A 15,964-nucleotide genomic window follows, 5' to 3' on the forward strand; every position below is an offset into this window, starting at 1 on the left:
GTTTGTAGGGTAGATAATAGTTCAATTAAATTATGAATAGACTTATACTTATAGGCAATGGTTTTGATCTAGCACATGGATTAAAAACTAACTATAAAGATTTTATTTTTTGGTACTTGGATCAGTGTTTTAGTCAATCTGGAATTTATGCTAACGTTCATTCTTATGAAGATGATTTTTTAAACGTTGAAGTTATTGAACATTATAGACTAATGGATCTGGCCAAAAGTGCTGGCAATATGGGTATTAGCAGATACTTGTATGAGAATAAAATCTTAAAATCGTATTTGGATTTTGATCCAAAAAGGAATTATGTTTCTCCAACCAATATTGATAAATACCGATACATTTCAAAAATATCTGCTCATCATGTTTCATTTAGATCCAACTTTTTCAAACGACTTATTGACACTTGTTTAGAATGTGGATGGGTGGATATTGAACAGGAGTATTTTGATGCGTTGAAGAGATATAATGATAAGGATAATTCTCCTGACATTGATTACATCCGCACATTGAATAAGCATTTTTCTTTTTTGGTAGGTAAGCTACAAGAGTACTTATTTTTGCAGGAAAATTCCGATTTAGTAATACATAATCAACTTTTAGTGGCGTTTATTTCAGGATTTCAGATAAACGACTTTGATACGGTAATAGATCGAGAATCGGTGCTCCAAAATCAACTTATGGAGATTGTAGAAGAGAGAAATCAAGATCGAGCGCTTGTAGTTAATTTTAATTATACAAATACTTTTGAGACATATTTACAAAGAATTCAGGATAATGGAAGGTATGTAAATATCGATATAAACTATATTCACGGTAAACTAAATGATCCGCATAATTCCATAATATTTGGTTTTGGTGACGAACATGATAAGGATTATACTAATTTCGAAGAACAGGGTAATAATTCACTATTTGAGCATGTGAAGTCTTATCATTATCTAAAAACGCCTAATTACAGAGATTTAATTCGCTTCTTAAATGAAGATCAATTTCAGGTTTTTATTGTGGGACACTCTTGTGGTTTATCTGACAGAACAATGTTTAAGGAAATTTTTGATCATGAGAATTGTAAATCTGTAAGGATATTTCATTATACAGATAAAGATGGGAAAAATGATTTTTTTGATAAATCAATTAATCTTGGCCGTCATTTTTCAGATAAAGGTCGTATGCGCAAATTGATTGTGAATTTTAATGAAGCGGATGCCATTCCGCAATTAGAAAAGAAGTAAATTATGTTAAATTATAAAGATTACGAAAAGGCCGTTTTTGATTGGTTGATGGCTAAAAATAAAATTTCTGGATTTACTTTTGGTCTTCGAAGAGTGGCGTCGAATGGCGCTGAGAAAGATTATTTTATCGGTAAAGAAGTGTCTCACTATTTTGGCACTACTTTTTGGACAATCCCTGTTTCGTTTCCTGGTTCATCAGGAGACCTTATTCAGTTGATTTTTCAATATACGAGTAATAAAAAAGAGCTTATATATTTTTTCGAATGTAATCAGACAAAAGAGCCTAATAGTCCTCAAAATCAATATGCCTTAGAGTTGATCCAGAACCTCAAAGACCCTTTAGAACAGAAATTTGGATTGAAGAGAGCCTTCAACCCTAATGCTAAGATGTATAATTTTCAGATTAAACCCATCAAGGTTTCGTATGAAAATATTGACGCTATGTTAAAGGATGTTGATATTCATTTGTTCGATTTTATCAATATCGTAGATAAACATATTAATTCATTAAAGAGTAAGTATCCAGATTTTAAAGCAGATAAAATTACTGGTGAAGATTTCAAGATTAATTTGAACAAAACATATAAAAGAATTGAGAAGTATTCAGTGACAGGGGGCGATAATCCTGAAATAATAAACAATTATAGTATTTCGAAAGAATTATTTGATATTGTACATGCTAATTTAAAACTATCCAAACACTATTTCTCTGGTTTAGATGCTATAATCGTAAAAATTGATTTAAAATCAAATGATCAACGCGTGTATTATAATTATCGAAAAGATACATTGATTTTTGGGATAGGTCAGCGTTATGTTTGGTGTATTGATAATAAGAAAAATTATTTGAGATATATTTCTAAAACACCTACTGAAGCAGTTTACGAACCTTTCGAAAAGGGGAAAGAAGCGTATCTAAATTCTACTCACGATTTTTCACGTCAAGATATTCTTGACTTAACAATAGCTCCAATCCAAGAAACACTTGCTAGTACTGCTGTTTCTGGTTTTTTACGATATAACAAATCTGATTTTGAAAAAATGGTTTTTGATAAAGAATTTCGTCAAGCTGTTTTTGATAAAACTATTCATGTTTTTGAGAAGGATTTGATAAACCATGAACATGATATGTCAACAACGTTAAACCAAATACTTTATGGTCCTCCAGGAACAGGGAAAACTTATCATACGATTAATAAAGCTTTAGCTATTATTGAAAGCAAGCCTATTGAGTCGATAATCCAAGAAAAAAGAGAGGTTTTAAAAGCTAGATTTAAAGATTATGTAGATGCTGGTCAGATTGTCTTTACAACTTTTCATCAGTCCATGAGCTATGAGGATTTTGTTGAAGGCATAAAACCGTTAATAGAGGAAGATAACGAAGGGAATAAGCAGGTTGTTTACGATGTAAAGGCAGGAATATTAAAACAATTGGTTGGTAATATTCGCTTGCAGAAAAAAAACACCAGTTTTACAAAGAACTATAGTTTTGATGACGCATGGAATGAGCTACTCGAATTGGTAAACGAAGCTTCAAATAAGGAACTTGAATATAAATTGGATATTCTAACTCCGAATTTGGGCATGCTGGTTAAAGATATTACTTCCAATGGTAATCTTACTCTAAAACCTTCAAAAGGAGGATTGAAAGAATATGTAGTTTCTTATACACGAGCAAAGAAGCTTCAGGAAGCTTTTCCAGATTTGTCTCTAGTCAAAAATATAGATAAAGAGTTTAGAGCTGTTGTAGGAGGTCTTAATTCTACTGCTTATTGGTCTGTAATCAATTTTATTAACACAAAAATAGCTGCTAATACACAGGAAGGTATTAAAAACGATAAAGAAATCAAGAAGAACTATGTGTTAATCATTGATGAGATCAATCGAGGGAATGTATCGGCTATTTTTGGTGAAATGATTACATTGATTGAAGATTCGAAACGTGAAGGTAAAGAAGAGGCATTGGAGGTTACTTTACCGTACAGTAAAGAAAAATTTTCCGTACCATCAAATTTGCATATCATTGGTACGATGAACACCGCTGACCGTTCGGTCGAGTCTTTAGATACAGCTTTGCGTAGACGTTTTGTATTTGAAGAGATGCTGCCAATAACTGATCTGGAAGAATTAACGTATGACATCTTTGATTACACAGCAGGGGATGTGTTGAGACGAATTAATATGCGTATTGAAAAGTTGATAGATCGAGATCATTGTATAGGTCACGCTTACTTTATTGGAAAAAATGAGGAAACTATCATAGATTCGTTTTATAAAAACATCATACCGTTATTACAAGAATATTTCTTTGGAGACTATGGAAAAATAGGCTTAGTATTGGGCAAAGGCTTTGTACGTTTGAAAAAAGAAGAAAAGAATATATTTGCTGATTTTGACTATGATTATGTGGACGATTTGGAAAGCAAACCTATTTATGAAATCATCGATTATCGTAACCATAATGAAGAGTTTTTATCTTTTGAACAAGCAATCCAAGATCTGATGCACTAATGATTGCAAAAGATTTAAAACATATTATCCGATTCGAACATGAAAAGCTTTTGTTTGATATGCAGATTGAACAAGAGCGTAAGCTCTATGAAGCACTAGAAGCTTATCATGGGGATTATACGCCATTCTTCACGTTGATACGGAATGGAGTGCAGTTTTGTGCGTATGTCGGGGTATTGCAAGTCGGTGATACTATTATAGAGATTTTGCCGAAGGCTGATAAATCGACGGATGCTTCTGTCTGGCAAAATATCTTGATCAATATGATTCGATCAGTGTGGGGGTTTTCAGTCAAAGAATCTGGTTCATCGAATTTGAAGCTGAAGCACAATTCGGTGTTGGATTTACATTTTGAGCTATTCATTACCGAATTAGAATCTTTAATTCATAGCGGATTAATTAGGAAATATGCTCGTCAGGAGTATAATGCTAAAGCATTAAAGGGCAAATTATCTTTTGCAAAGCACATACAGCAGAATATTATTCATAAAGAGCGATTTTATATCGAAAAAACGGTTTATACTGTTCAACATCAATTGCATCAAATCATTTATGAAGCTTTATTGTTGATTCAAAGGCTCAATCGTCATGCTTTATTGGCCTCGCACATTGGCAATTTATTACTGAATTTCCCTGAACAAAAAAGGATCAAGGTAAACAGAAAGACCTTTGATACCATTTCTTATGATCGCAAATCACAGGTGTATAGAAGCATTATAGACATTGCGGAGTTGATTTTGCTAAACTATCACCCCGATATTAGTAAGGGATGCAGACATATACTTGCTTTAATGTTTGATATGAATGCTTTATGGGAACAATTTGTTTTAGGCTTATTGCGTAAATCATTAAAGGATTATAAAGTTTCTGGCCAGATTAGTAAGCGTTTTTGGCGAGGTGATTCATTGAGTTCTAGCATGCGTCCAGATATTGTTTTGACCAATAAAGATTCTACAATTGTTATCGACACCAAATGGAAAAACTTGAAAGGAAAAAGCCCTTCTCCAGATGATTTACGTCAGATGTTCGTTTATCATGAGTATTTTGAGGCGAGTAAGGTAATATTGTTGTATCCTGGAGATGATAATTTAATTCAAGGACAGTTTTACTTAAAAGACCAGTCAGGTTTTGATAATAAACATTGCCACGTTTTACAAATTACTACTGAAAAGAATTTCAAACAGTGGAAAGAGATAGTAATAGAGAAGATAAGTGATCTACTTTAATTTTTTGATGGTTATTTCAAACGAAATACATAGTTATGTATGAAATAACAATCATTTTTAATAAAACATGTGAATTTAGTTCATGAGTTTGATCAACGAATCGCATGGTTACGGCGAACAGGTTAGTTATTGAGTTATGAATGCATTAATTATTTGCGGGGAATAATATGTTTATTCTCCGCTTTATATGCGGTAAATAATACTTATATTTACCGCATATAATTTTGAGATCATGGCATTCTATATACACGAACGACATAATTGGGCAGATTTTCACTGGGAAGATGAGAAGATACTTAATCTATTAAGTGAGGTTCGACATCTTCAAGGAAAGCTGATTGGAAAAGTAGAGTTGCTAGGATTTGAATTGAAAGACGAAGCAAACTTGGAAACGCTTATCCAAGATGTTGTTCAATCATCAGAAATAGAGGGAGAAATATTAAATCCGGAACAAGTTCGCTCATCAATAGCAACGCGATTAGGGTTGGACAATTCAGGTCTTGTAAATTCTGATCGTCATATTGATGGTGTTGTAGAAATGATGCTAGATGCTACACACAATGCAGATAAGACCATAAGTATGGAAAGGTTATTTGGCTGGCATGGTGCATTATTCCCAATCGGAAGAAGTGGCTTGTACAAGATTGATGTAGCACAATGGAGAAGCGGTGATATGCAAGTCGTTTCGGGAGGAATGGGAACAGAAGTTGTACACTTTGAAGCACCTAAAGCTGAACGGCTCGAAGAAGAAATGAAGCGATTCATAGGCTGGTTTAATACGGATTCTCTTATAGATCCGGTCTTAAAAGCTGCTATTGTACATTTATGGTTTGTGACTATACATCCATTTGATGATGGAAACGGACGTATTGCTCGTGCATTAACAGATATGCAACTTTCGAAAGCGGATGGTGTCAATCAACGCTTTTATAGCATGTCTGCACAAATTAAACAGGAACGTAAGGGTTATTATACGATTCTAGAGAAAACGCAAAAAGGAGATTCGGATATTACCAATTGGGTAGTTTGGTTTTTAACCTGCCTCAAAGAAGCTATTATTGCTTCGAATACGATAATAGATAAAGTCGTTAGAAAACATCACTTTTGGATGCAGAACAATGTTAATATCAGTAATGATCGACAACGTATGATACTGAATAAATTGATGGATAATTTCGAAGGAAATTTGACTTCGTCCAAGTGGGCAAAGATGACAAAGGTATCAGCTGATACGGCATTGCGAGATATTACTGATTTGGTTAATAAAGGTATTCTACTTAAAGCTGATTCGGGTGGCAGAAGCACAAATTATGAGCTAAATTGGTAGTTTTTTAAGGTTTACCGACTACAAAATGCTGTTTGTAGTCAGTAAATTGAAAAAAGTAAAACTTCAGTATATTATCATAAAGTTCTTTAATTCAGTATTTTAATTTTTAATTACTACTATTTTGTAGTCATGTAGTCACGTAGTCAGTAGATTTTCAAAACTTTTCAAGTGTTATAAATGTGAGTGTTTTATAATTAATGGTGAAATAACAGGTGAGATAACTACTGATACAAATTTTGGATAATAGTTGATTACATTTTGTCAAACAGATTTAACTATGTACAGCTTTAGTACATATTTGTAAATCATAACATGTTGAATAGTAGTTTGTTATTTGTAAATTTCACTTTTTGTATCGGAATATTCATAGAGTAAAACACACCTCCTATTCCTTCCTATATATCCTCATCAATTTAGTCTCAATTTATTACCTCTAAAATATTCTAATAAATTATGACATTACTTTTGTTAGCAATTATTTCGATTATGAAATATCCATATCAGCATTAAAAATTAATTGATAACCATTAAATATTTATTAAGATATACTAGTTCAAAAAATAACACCAAAAGAAAGCAGAAAAAGACATATAAATATTCAACAATTCTTAATAACTTAAGGCTATGAATAGAACAATTGAAATACTAATTGAGAACAGAAAGTTAGTTCTAGCAATTTTAGTGATATTATCAGCTTTTGCTATTTATAGATTCGGTATTATTGTTGGTGAGTTTATTTCGCTTATCACAAAATAAACCTAGTCTTTTTGAGGGGCTTTGTATAAAAGATTCATTGATCAATAGCTTGTAATTATTATTGATGTACAAACCAATCCAATACTCAAAATGCGATCATGAAGACTCTGGCTGTAATTTTTCTTTTTTTACTCTGTTCAAAATCTTATGGTCAGATAGATACAAGCTCAATCTACAAGAAAGCAGATTACATAATTAAGTTGATTGAAAGCAAGAATATTGACTCCTTAATCATTAATAGTACCGATTCAATTAGATGCATTCTATGTAATGAAACTGGAATAGAAAAATACATAGATTCTAAAATTTTCTTCACGGAAAGGGTTCAGGAAATATTTACTACAGCATTAATTTCTAAATTAAAATCAGCTCCTAAGTCTATAGTCAGGCAAAGTGAACCCTATCTTTCTTTTATCGTCTACTATAAGATAATTTCTAAAGATGAAATTGCTCCTGGTCATGAAGGCGTTGATTTAGGTATTGGGCTTAGATCTGATGATCATTTAAAATTTACTGCCCTTGATACTGTACCTTAAATCCATATTTAATGCAAAGTATTCTTGATTGAGATTTCAGGGGAATGACAATTTACTAGGAAAATCTAAGAACAAAACCAGTTCCCTAAATCAAACAAAATAAAAAGGCCGTATCAATTCATATTTTGATACGGCCTCATTTATTTATATTAATCCTGTACTCCTTCTTATTTCATTTTAATGAAATACAATCTATTCCTATCTACGCTTTTTGTACTTGGAAGGATTTTCTGGGCAAAGCCACTATTTCCATTATCGACAACTCCAAAATCATCATCATTAGAAACCACGAGAATATTTCCTTTTAACATGGTAAGACCTTCCGCCTTATCATGTGGATAAACTTCAGGTAGATCCTTTAATAAATCAATGGCGAGAGTCTTTGTAACTGGCGTAATTCCCGCAGCAGCCAGTCCAGCTTGGTCCTTTAGTTCTTCAACAGTTTTTCCTTTAAACAATTTCCCTGAAGCAGCATTTGAGGCATCAGAGATATCGGTCGCTTTGCTGATATCGATTTTGAATACCTTTTTGAAGACTGCAGGTTTTGCAGAATCAGCACCAAAGAGACCATCCCTTTCCAAGGTTAGGAAAGTCGTATTACTCAGGGCCAATATTTCACTTACACCGGTAAGTGAGGGGTTGTCCATTAGGTAAGCGTATTGTTTTGTAGCTCCGGATGCGATGTCAAAGGTCAGGATACGAATGATCACAGAACCCGATACGGCAGCCGAACTGGGATTGTACATCGGGGATTGCATAATACCGACCAAGGTCTTGCCATCTGGGGTAATCGTCAAGCCTTCCATCCCTCTATTGGCTCTGCGATTAGCAAAAACAGCAGGGATTTTACGGCCACCGAAGCCAGTTCCATAAGGGTTGATACGTTCAATGGTCTTTCCAGTGATATCGGCATGAACGATATGTGGACCATATTCATCCGAAATCCAGAACGTGCCGTCCGCGGCGATAACTAAACCTTCAGAGTCGATACCGTCTGCCGATGCTGCCAATTGCTGTCCATTCAGATCATAAGGAATTTCGCCCGTTGAGCCCATTCCCTTTGGATTCGGCAAGCCATTTAATCTGGCACCTTTTTCATTTTTCAACTCAATTACTTGCTCCAGGACTAATTTCCCTTCCTTCAATCTGAATTTACCAATCTGTGGAGCGAAGTCCGACTTTCCAATGATAATAGCGTTCTTGGCCTGTCCAGCTACATTGGCTCCTCGATCTGTCATCATATAAAATACTTCCGGATCATGAGGGTCTGCCACTACAGCGGAACCAAAACCTCCATTATAGACTTTTACGCCATCTTTGGTCGTCATCAGTACATTGGGAGTTTCGACTTCCGCCATAGCAGGATAGTCTACAACTTTGGCCTTGTTGTGATCTTGATCTTTTTCGCAAGAAGTTAGTGCTGCAATAAAGGTTAAAGCAGTCGCTAGTGTGTGAATTTGTTTTATCATTAATATAGCTTAATAAATTGGCACAAATAAAGATGTTGAATATGAAACAGATGTTAAGCAATGGTGAAATTATTATCATTGCTAGAAATATACCTTCTTAAATATATCATAATAGTCTCCCTCCCTATTTTGATTCCCCAACAATTCTTTCTAAATTCATGATAACAACATCAATCACCATAATTATCAATCATTATGAACTTACTTTTCTTAGGCAGTTTAATAGCTAGTGCGATTTGGATAATTATGTTATTTATTACAGTCTTTTCCATCTACCATATCGTCACGAACCGAGAACTATCCAGTGGCCAAAGAGTGGTCTGGATATTGGTTGTATTGGTTTTTAATGTGATTGGTTCAATTATCTACTTAGCCTTGAATAACTCCAACAAAGTAGCTTAGCCTATATTCAGCTTAACCTTTTTGATTTCCTTTATTTTCTTTGGTATATCCCTATTTTACCATTTACCGGATCCACAGATTTTTATCTTTGGCAGGGAAATTGTTTCGTGTCAAGAAATCACACAATCTACTTAATATGAAAAAGCAATTACACTTTATGCTATTTATTGCATTGGGTCTTATTGGAACAACGTCTTGTAGCAAAGACAGTAATTTGAAACCGATTGATGCTGTGGGGAGTTACCAGGGAGATTTGAGCATTCATCTTTCTAACGGCAAGTTCACCAGTTATGACAATAGCATCGTAACGGTTACTCAAGCGGGTGAAGACCAGTTAAAATTCACGACAAATGCAGCTTCGGGAAGTGTTTCGGAAACTTTTGATGTCTATGAGCAAAACGGTACGATGAGCAATGATGACGATGATCCGAAAGGAGTATTCGTATATATCAAAGACGAAAACTCATTATCGGTTTCTACGCTTGGAAGTAAAGCAACTAAGCAGATCCTATTTACAGGTAAAAAAATCAATTAAAATCAATAAAGCCTAATTTTTCGGATTAGGCTTTATTCGAAATATTATCATGGTCTTCCTTTTCCCCGCCTATCATTCATATACAAACAGTACATATTCCAGGTAGGTGAATAATTTTCTTCTAGATACCATTCCAAACGGGACTTTGTAATGGTTTGGTTATTAAAGTGACTTCCATATAGCGACATGGTTTGATCAGATTCTTGACTCAGCCAGTTTACTAAATCAGTATCTGATTCGCAGCTTGCCAGCATTGGTTCTGGTCCATAACCATCATTTACTACGCCTAGCATAAATTGTTGGTTGATAAAATACAGTCCCAGTCCGCAATAATCACGATGGGAAAAATATAGGCCTGTATCCTCTCCTGGATTTTGCATCAGCTTTTTGCAGACTTTGCTCGCCAGGTCCGGGCCATATGGTTCAGCATCTAAACCTTGGTAGATTTCTAATCCAGATTTATCTAAGCTGTCTAACTCTATTTTTGGAATGTATAATTGCATGAAATCTGTGATAAATTAATGCCTGAAAAAAGAATTTTACATAAATTAAGTAAATTTTGTAACGATTACCGAATTAGGATAACCAATTATTAAAACGGATTATGAAAAATAAAAAAATCATACTAGGATTTGCAGCTTTGATTGCTGTATTGATGGTCTATAAGATTGCAGAAGCTGTAGGTAAGTTTGTCTATTACATTACGCATTGATAAAGGAAATACGCTTTATCAAATAACCATATGCAATTCATATTTCATTTAGGGAAACCTAGGCTGCAATGCAAACATATGGAGCTATCAATTGTTAGAAATAAGGGTAATTAAACCCTACAGACTGAGCTGATTGGGATTTTCATGGATTAAAACCTTTAATTAATCAAAAAAAATCACTAGCTTATTTTTATATACTAATAATACCTATGGTAATCATCAATAATTACGAAGAGTACAAAACTTATGAAGGGAAAGAATTAGGTCTTTCTGAATGGCATTTAATTGACCAAAAACAGATCAATTTATTTGCTGATGCCACATTGGACCATCAATGGATACATGTAGATGAGGAGAAATCGAAGAATGAAGGCCCATTTGGAACCACCATTGCACATGGCTACCTGACCCTATCCCTTATCCCCCATTTATGGAAGCAGATTGCGGATGTCAGGAACGTGAAGATGGAAATCAACTACGGTATTGAAAACCTTAAATTCGGGCAAGCTGTAAAAGTGAATACCCGTGTTCGATTGCATGCTTTGGTGAAATCTATCAACAACCTGCGTGGTACGGTGAAAGCGACCATTCAAGCTAAACTCATGAGTGAGGAATCTGACAAACCTGTCTATGTAGGTGATGTAATCTTTCTGTACAGTTTTAAAGACTAAAACCTAAAGCCTTGAGCCTATGTTGGAATTTCGGAGAGAAGGGATATATTGTGCTCAAGGAAACTTCTATATTGATCCTTGGTTGCCGGTGGATTATGCCATTATTACGCATGCACACGCAGACCATGCCCGGATAGGTATGAAGCGGTATCTATGCCATGAACTGACGGCTCCGATACTGAAACTGCGGTTAGGACAGGATATTAAGGTACAGACACTGGATTACAACCAAGCTATCGAAATCAATTCGGTAAGGGTTTCCTTGCACCCTGCAGGGCATTTAATTGGTTCGGCACAGGTTCGATTGGAATTTCAGGGGAAAGTAACGGTTGTCTCCGGGGACTATAAAATCCAGGATGATGGCCTCTCCACTCCTTTTGAACCGATCCGTTGCCATGAGTTCATTTCTGAAAGCACCTTTGGTCTGCCCATCTACAATTGGCTTCCGGTTGACGAAATCAACCAAAACCTTGGGGAATGGGTGGCCAATAATAAACGAAATGGAAATAATTCGATAATCATCGGCTATGCCTTAGGAAAGGCTCAACGTATCATGAAGGCGTTGGAAGGTTTTGATGACCTATATGTGCATTATGCCATTTCCAGGATCAATGCAGCATTTACCGAAAGTGGCATTTCCTTACCTGCCTATAAAACTATTGATTTCAATGATCGCCCAAAGGACATGAAAGGCGAAATTATCATTGTACCGCCTTCCCTATTTGGTTCCAATATCTTGAAGAATATTCCCAATGCACAAACGGCAATCTGTTCGGGATGGATGCAGGTTCGCGGTGCCCGGCGATGGCGCAGTGCTGATGCGGGATTTGCCATCAGCGACCATGCCGATTGGCCAGGCCTATTGACTGCGGTGCGCGAAACAGCTGCGGAAAAGGTATATGTTACGCACGGTTTTAAAGCAGAATTTTCGAGGTACCTCAATGAAATAGGCATTGAAGCTGAGGAAATAACAACTGCTTTTGGCAGCGAAGAAGAAACTGATGAACAGCTAATCAAGGAATAAGATGAAGGTACTGGCAAGACTGATAAATGCGCTGGACAGCAGCAATAAGACCAATAGCAAAATCCTAGCTATTGAACAGTTCCTCGCTGAATCTTCCGAATTGGATAAGTATTGGTTCATCCGTCTCTTTACGGGAAAAAGGCCGCGTCGTTCTGTCAAGACCAATATCATGCGTCAATTAGCCATTGAATACAGTGGCATTCCTGAATGGCTGTTTCTGGAATCATATACCGCTGTAGGTGACCTGGCGGAGACCATTGCCCTGATCATACCGCCCGCCAAACATAGCGTCGAAAAAAGTTTGGACCAGTGGATTCAGGAAATCATGGCTCTTCAGGGACAAACTGATGATGTAATCAAATCTTACATCCTCACTTCATGGGAAAGCCTGGGACAGACCGAACGCTTTGTGTTCAATAAACTTATGGGCAGTAGTTTTAGGATCGGTGTATCTTCTAAAACGCTCATTAATGCTTTTGCCAAGTTTTATGATTTGGATGCAAACCTGGTAGCCCATAGCCTTATGTCGGATTGGGATCCTGAATTGCTCTCCTTTGAAAAATTTATCGAGGGGGAACATATCAACATCAACCTATCCGTTCCCTATCCCTTTAGCCTTGCAAATCCCTTGGTTCAGGATCTTGAAAGTCTAGGCATGGAGCAAGATTGGCAAGTAGAATATAAATGGGATGGAATCCGCGGACAGGTAATCAAACGGGAAGGCGAAACCTTTATTTGGTCGCGTGGTGAGGAGCTGGTAAATGAGCAATTTCCCGAACTATTGGAAGATCTACAAGAGGTGGATTTTGATTTTGTCATCGATGGAGAGATCGTTCCTTATGATGAAAATGGCGTCATGACCTTCAATCAATTGCAGAGAAGGCTGAACCGGAAGAATATTTCGAAGAAAATGATGCAAGAGGTCCCTATAAAATTTATTGCCTTTGACATCTTGGAACTGAACCGACAGGATATACGAGACATGGCACTGAAGGAGAGAAGGAAAATATTAGAAGACCTCCTGGGTAAATTGAATTCAGAAAATTTCTTATTATCGGAATTATTGGATTTCAGCGATTGGAATTCACTCAATAAGGTTCGGGAATCCTCTGGAAATATAAATGCAGAAGGTTTGATGTTAAAGGCCAAAGATTCGGCCTATCAGGTTGGGAGAAAGAAAGGTTTCTGGTGGAAATGGAAGGTGGATCCGATGAGCATCGATGCCGTACTGATCTATGCACAACGAGGTAGCGGTCGCCGAAGTGGGCACTATACTGACTATACCTTTGCCGTGAAAGACGGAGACAAGCTGGTAACCATTGCCAAGGCCTATTCAGGACTCAGTAACACGGAAATCGCTGAAGTCAGCAAGTTCGTTCGTGAAAACTCTATAGAGAAATTTGGCCCTGTTCGTACCGTAAAACCTGAATTGGTTTTCGAGATAGCCTTCGAAGGCATTGCCCCAAGTAACAGACATAAGTCGGGAGTCGCCCTCAGGTTCCCCAGAATTGTTCGCTGGCGAAAAGATAAACTCCCTTCAGAAATAGATGATATCCAAGAAATCAAAAAGCTGATCTAGGTGCTTACCTCTTTTTATTCTTTTTGGTCATCTTAGCTTTCACTCCACTCCCATAATTGTAGGTCTTGCTGTTGCTTTCCTTCTTTTTATGGAAAGCTCCCCCTCTACTTTCATCCTCAACAGCTTTTTCTTTAGATACCTCAGATGGTTTATAAATCGTTAGATCCTCCGGAAGTGGCATCACAGGAATCTTTTTGCCAATACTCTGTTCGATTTTCTTAACCTCAGGAAGCTCAATGTCGGTAGCAAAGCTGATGGCGATAACCTCATCTTCACCAGTCTTCAGGACATGCTTAATAAATTCTTCCCTATTCTCTGGAATTTCAAAATGGAAGATAAAAGGTACAGCGCTTAAGTCTATATCCTCAAGGCCTTCATTGGCTACGATCAGGATACGGCATTCGGGCCTCTGTTTAAAGATATTGATATCATCAAAGCCATAGTCATCATGGAACATAGGCCTATAGATAGCAGCAACACCCTTTTTGGCATGTAGCCTATCCAAAAGGTTATGGGCAGTATGTTTGGTATTTACAAAGACTACTACTTTATCGAAAACTTCATCATCAGCCATGAGATCATTCAGCAGGTTGATCTTTGTACTGAAATTAGGCACCTGATAAAGCATCAGTTCATGGGTGTCATGACTGTTTTCGCCAAGCTCATCCACTTCTACAAGGGTTGCATAAGGCATAAAAGCGTCAATCATCAGATGCAGCTTTTCATGTTCAACGGTACTGAAGCATAGGTATTGCACTTTCCCACAACTTTGCGCCAATTCGCGAACGTTGGTTTGCATCCCTTGCTTTACGATTTCTTCCGCATCATCGATCACAAAGGTTTCGATACGGTTTAGGTTAAGGCCCAGTTTCAAATAGACCGCCCGCGCACGGGCAGGTGTAGCCACAACGATATCTACACCGCGGACCAGGTCTTCGATCTCCTCTTCCATCCCACCGCTGGTCTTAAGTCCCATAATATGCAGATTCTTATTACGGCTTACGGCATAGAAACGATCTACGATTTCAGTGATTCTTTCTTCATTTGGTGCTAAGACTAAAACTTTAGGAGCTTCATCGTCGGTATATTTCAACCGCATCAATACCCCAAGGACATAAGTCGTGGTTTTTCCGGCACCTTCTGGAGCAATGCCGAGGATGCTATGTCCACCGACGATGCGTGAAAGAGCATTTAACTGGAATTCCTTGGCTGTAAAATAACCCAATTCGTTCATCGATGCATGGAGACGCTTGCTTAGTTTTAATTTATCTAAAGACACTGCTGAATATTTAAAATGAATGTAAAGCTACAAAGTTAGTTAAATTAATACAGTCTAGGCGTATTGGCGCATCTTTTACAGCCAAGGATACTTCATAATGACCCTTTTTGGAGTAAAATATTATGAAAGTTCCTTTTCTGAAAGTACAATTCCATCCTCATCAGCATAGATAAAATGGCCAGGGATAAAATCTACATCGGCAAAATTAAGGGTTAGGTCTCTTTCGCCTTGCACCTCTTTGGCGCTACGATGTGGATTGCTGAACAAGGCAAGAACCGCCATATCCACCTCAGCAATTTCCAAAATGTCACGGATCGCGCCATTGATCAATACGCCAGACCAACCATTCTCCTGTGCCATAGCTGCAATATTGCCGCCGACCAAAGCCCTACGATCTGAACCAGCACCATCAACTACCAACACCTTTCCATTGCCATCTTCCTCCAATATCGCACGGATCAATTCATTGGCTTCAAAAACTTTCACAGTTACAATCTGTCCATGAAAACTCTTCTTCTTCCCATAATTCTTGAATCCAATGGGTTTTACAACCTGAAGGTTTGGCATATACGCATCACATAGATCGGCAGTTAAAATCATCTTCATATTTTCTAATATTAATTACAGCTATTTTTATAAATATGGCGCAAAGATAGCTTTCAGAAAAGCAATTGTGCAGCTTCACTCAAAAGAATA

The 15,964-nt window shown here is 36.7% G+C and carries 14 protein-coding genes; 10 read left to right on the plus strand and 4 right to left on the minus strand.

Going from position 1 to position 15,964, the window contains the following annotated elements; all coding sequences use genetic code 11:
* The first annotated feature begins 32 nt into the window (after positions 1-32).
* The 5 genes from ACWICE_RS10160 (at position 33) to ACWICE_RS10180 (ending at position 7,597) form a co-directional block, all read left to right on the plus strand.
* The gene (locus ACWICE_RS10160) at positions 33-1,241 is read left to right on the plus strand and encodes an AbiH family protein (RefSeq protein WP_454298290.1); all 1,209 of its coding nucleotides are present in this window, start codon (positions 33-35) and stop codon (positions 1,239-1,241) included.
* 3 nt (positions 1,242-1,244) lie between these two features.
* A complete protein-coding gene (locus tag ACWICE_RS10165; protein WP_454298291.1) occupies positions 1,245-3,752 on the plus strand; it encodes an McrB family protein in 2,508 nt (835 codons plus the stop codon).
* On the plus strand, positions 3,752-4,978 hold the full coding sequence (locus ACWICE_RS10170) for an McrC family protein (protein WP_454298292.1): 1,227 nt from the start codon (positions 3,752-3,754) through the stop codon (positions 4,976-4,978). The genes ACWICE_RS10165 and ACWICE_RS10170 overlap by 1 nt, the downstream gene beginning before the upstream one ends.
* 232 nt (positions 4,979-5,210) lie before the next feature.
* Positions 5,211-6,305 (plus strand): Fic family protein, encoded by a 1,095-nt coding sequence (locus ACWICE_RS10175; RefSeq protein ID WP_454298293.1) that lies wholly within the window; start codon positions 5,211-5,213, stop codon positions 6,303-6,305.
* A gap of 854 nt (positions 6,306-7,159) precedes the next feature.
* The gene (locus tag ACWICE_RS10180; RefSeq protein ID WP_454298294.1) at positions 7,160-7,597 is read left to right on the plus strand and encodes a hypothetical protein; all 438 of its coding nucleotides are present in this window, start codon (positions 7,160-7,162) and stop codon (positions 7,595-7,597) included.
* A gap of 167 nt (positions 7,598-7,764) precedes the next feature.
* Here the strand turns inward: ACWICE_RS10180 and ACWICE_RS10185 are convergent, their stop codons facing one another.
* Positions 7,765-9,066 (minus strand): esterase-like activity of phytase family protein, encoded by a 1,302-nt coding sequence (locus tag ACWICE_RS10185; protein WP_454298295.1) that lies wholly within the window; start codon positions 9,064-9,066, stop codon positions 7,765-7,767.
* A gap of 246 nt (positions 9,067-9,312) precedes the next feature.
* Between ACWICE_RS10185 and ACWICE_RS10190 the strand changes: the two genes are divergently transcribed.
* Both ACWICE_RS10190 and ACWICE_RS10195 read left to right on the plus strand, forming a co-directional pair.
* The gene (locus ACWICE_RS10190; RefSeq protein ID WP_454298296.1) at positions 9,313-9,468 is read left to right on the plus strand and encodes a PLDc N-terminal domain-containing protein; all 156 of its coding nucleotides are present in this window, start codon (positions 9,313-9,315) and stop codon (positions 9,466-9,468) included.
* Between the two features lie 136 nt (positions 9,469-9,604).
* Positions 9,605-10,003, plus strand: a complete 399-nt coding sequence (locus tag ACWICE_RS10195) for a hypothetical protein (protein WP_185212497.1) — start codon at positions 9,605-9,607, stop codon at positions 10,001-10,003.
* Positions 10,004-10,050: 47 nt separating this feature from the next.
* Here the strand turns inward: ACWICE_RS10195 and ACWICE_RS10200 are convergent, their stop codons facing one another.
* Entirely contained in the window at positions 10,051-10,506 is a 456-nt protein-coding gene (locus ACWICE_RS10200; RefSeq protein ID WP_185212499.1) for a hypothetical protein, read from the minus strand.
* 418 nt (positions 10,507-10,924) lie between these two features.
* Here ACWICE_RS10200 and ACWICE_RS10205 point away from each other — a divergent pair, with 418 nt between their 5' ends.
* From ACWICE_RS10205 to ACWICE_RS10215, 3 genes are read left to right on the plus strand one after another with little or no spacing between them, the layout of a single operon-like run.
* Positions 10,925-11,386, plus strand: a complete 462-nt coding sequence (locus ACWICE_RS10205; protein ID WP_254527532.1) for a MaoC family dehydratase — start codon at positions 10,925-10,927, stop codon at positions 11,384-11,386.
* 19 nt (positions 11,387-11,405) lie between these two features.
* Positions 11,406-12,410 carry a ligase-associated DNA damage response exonuclease gene (locus ACWICE_RS10210; protein WP_254527533.1) on the plus strand — a complete coding sequence of 335 codons (1,005 nt, stop codon included), beginning with the start codon at positions 11,406-11,408 and terminating at the stop codon, positions 12,408-12,410.
* Position 12,411: 1 nt separating this feature from the next.
* The gene (locus ACWICE_RS10215; RefSeq protein WP_454298297.1) at positions 12,412-13,989 is read left to right on the plus strand and encodes an ATP-dependent DNA ligase; all 1,578 of its coding nucleotides are present in this window, start codon (positions 12,412-12,414) and stop codon (positions 13,987-13,989) included.
* Between the two features lie 4 nt (positions 13,990-13,993).
* Here ACWICE_RS10215 and ACWICE_RS10220 read toward each other — a convergent pair whose 3' ends face one another.
* Both ACWICE_RS10220 and rraA read right to left on the minus strand, forming a co-directional pair.
* Positions 13,994-15,268 (minus strand): DEAD/DEAH box helicase, encoded by a 1,275-nt coding sequence (locus ACWICE_RS10220; RefSeq protein WP_454298298.1) that lies wholly within the window; start codon positions 15,266-15,268, stop codon positions 13,994-13,996.
* Between the two features lie 120 nt (positions 15,269-15,388).
* Positions 15,389-15,874: a ribonuclease E activity regulator RraA gene (gene rraA / locus ACWICE_RS10225; RefSeq protein WP_454298299.1), complete on the minus strand. Its 486-nt coding sequence runs from the start codon at positions 15,872-15,874 to the stop codon at positions 15,389-15,391.
* Positions 15,875-15,964 lie beyond the last annotated feature (90 nt).

This window comes from Sphingobacterium sp. NPDC055346 (genome assembly GCF_053645235.1).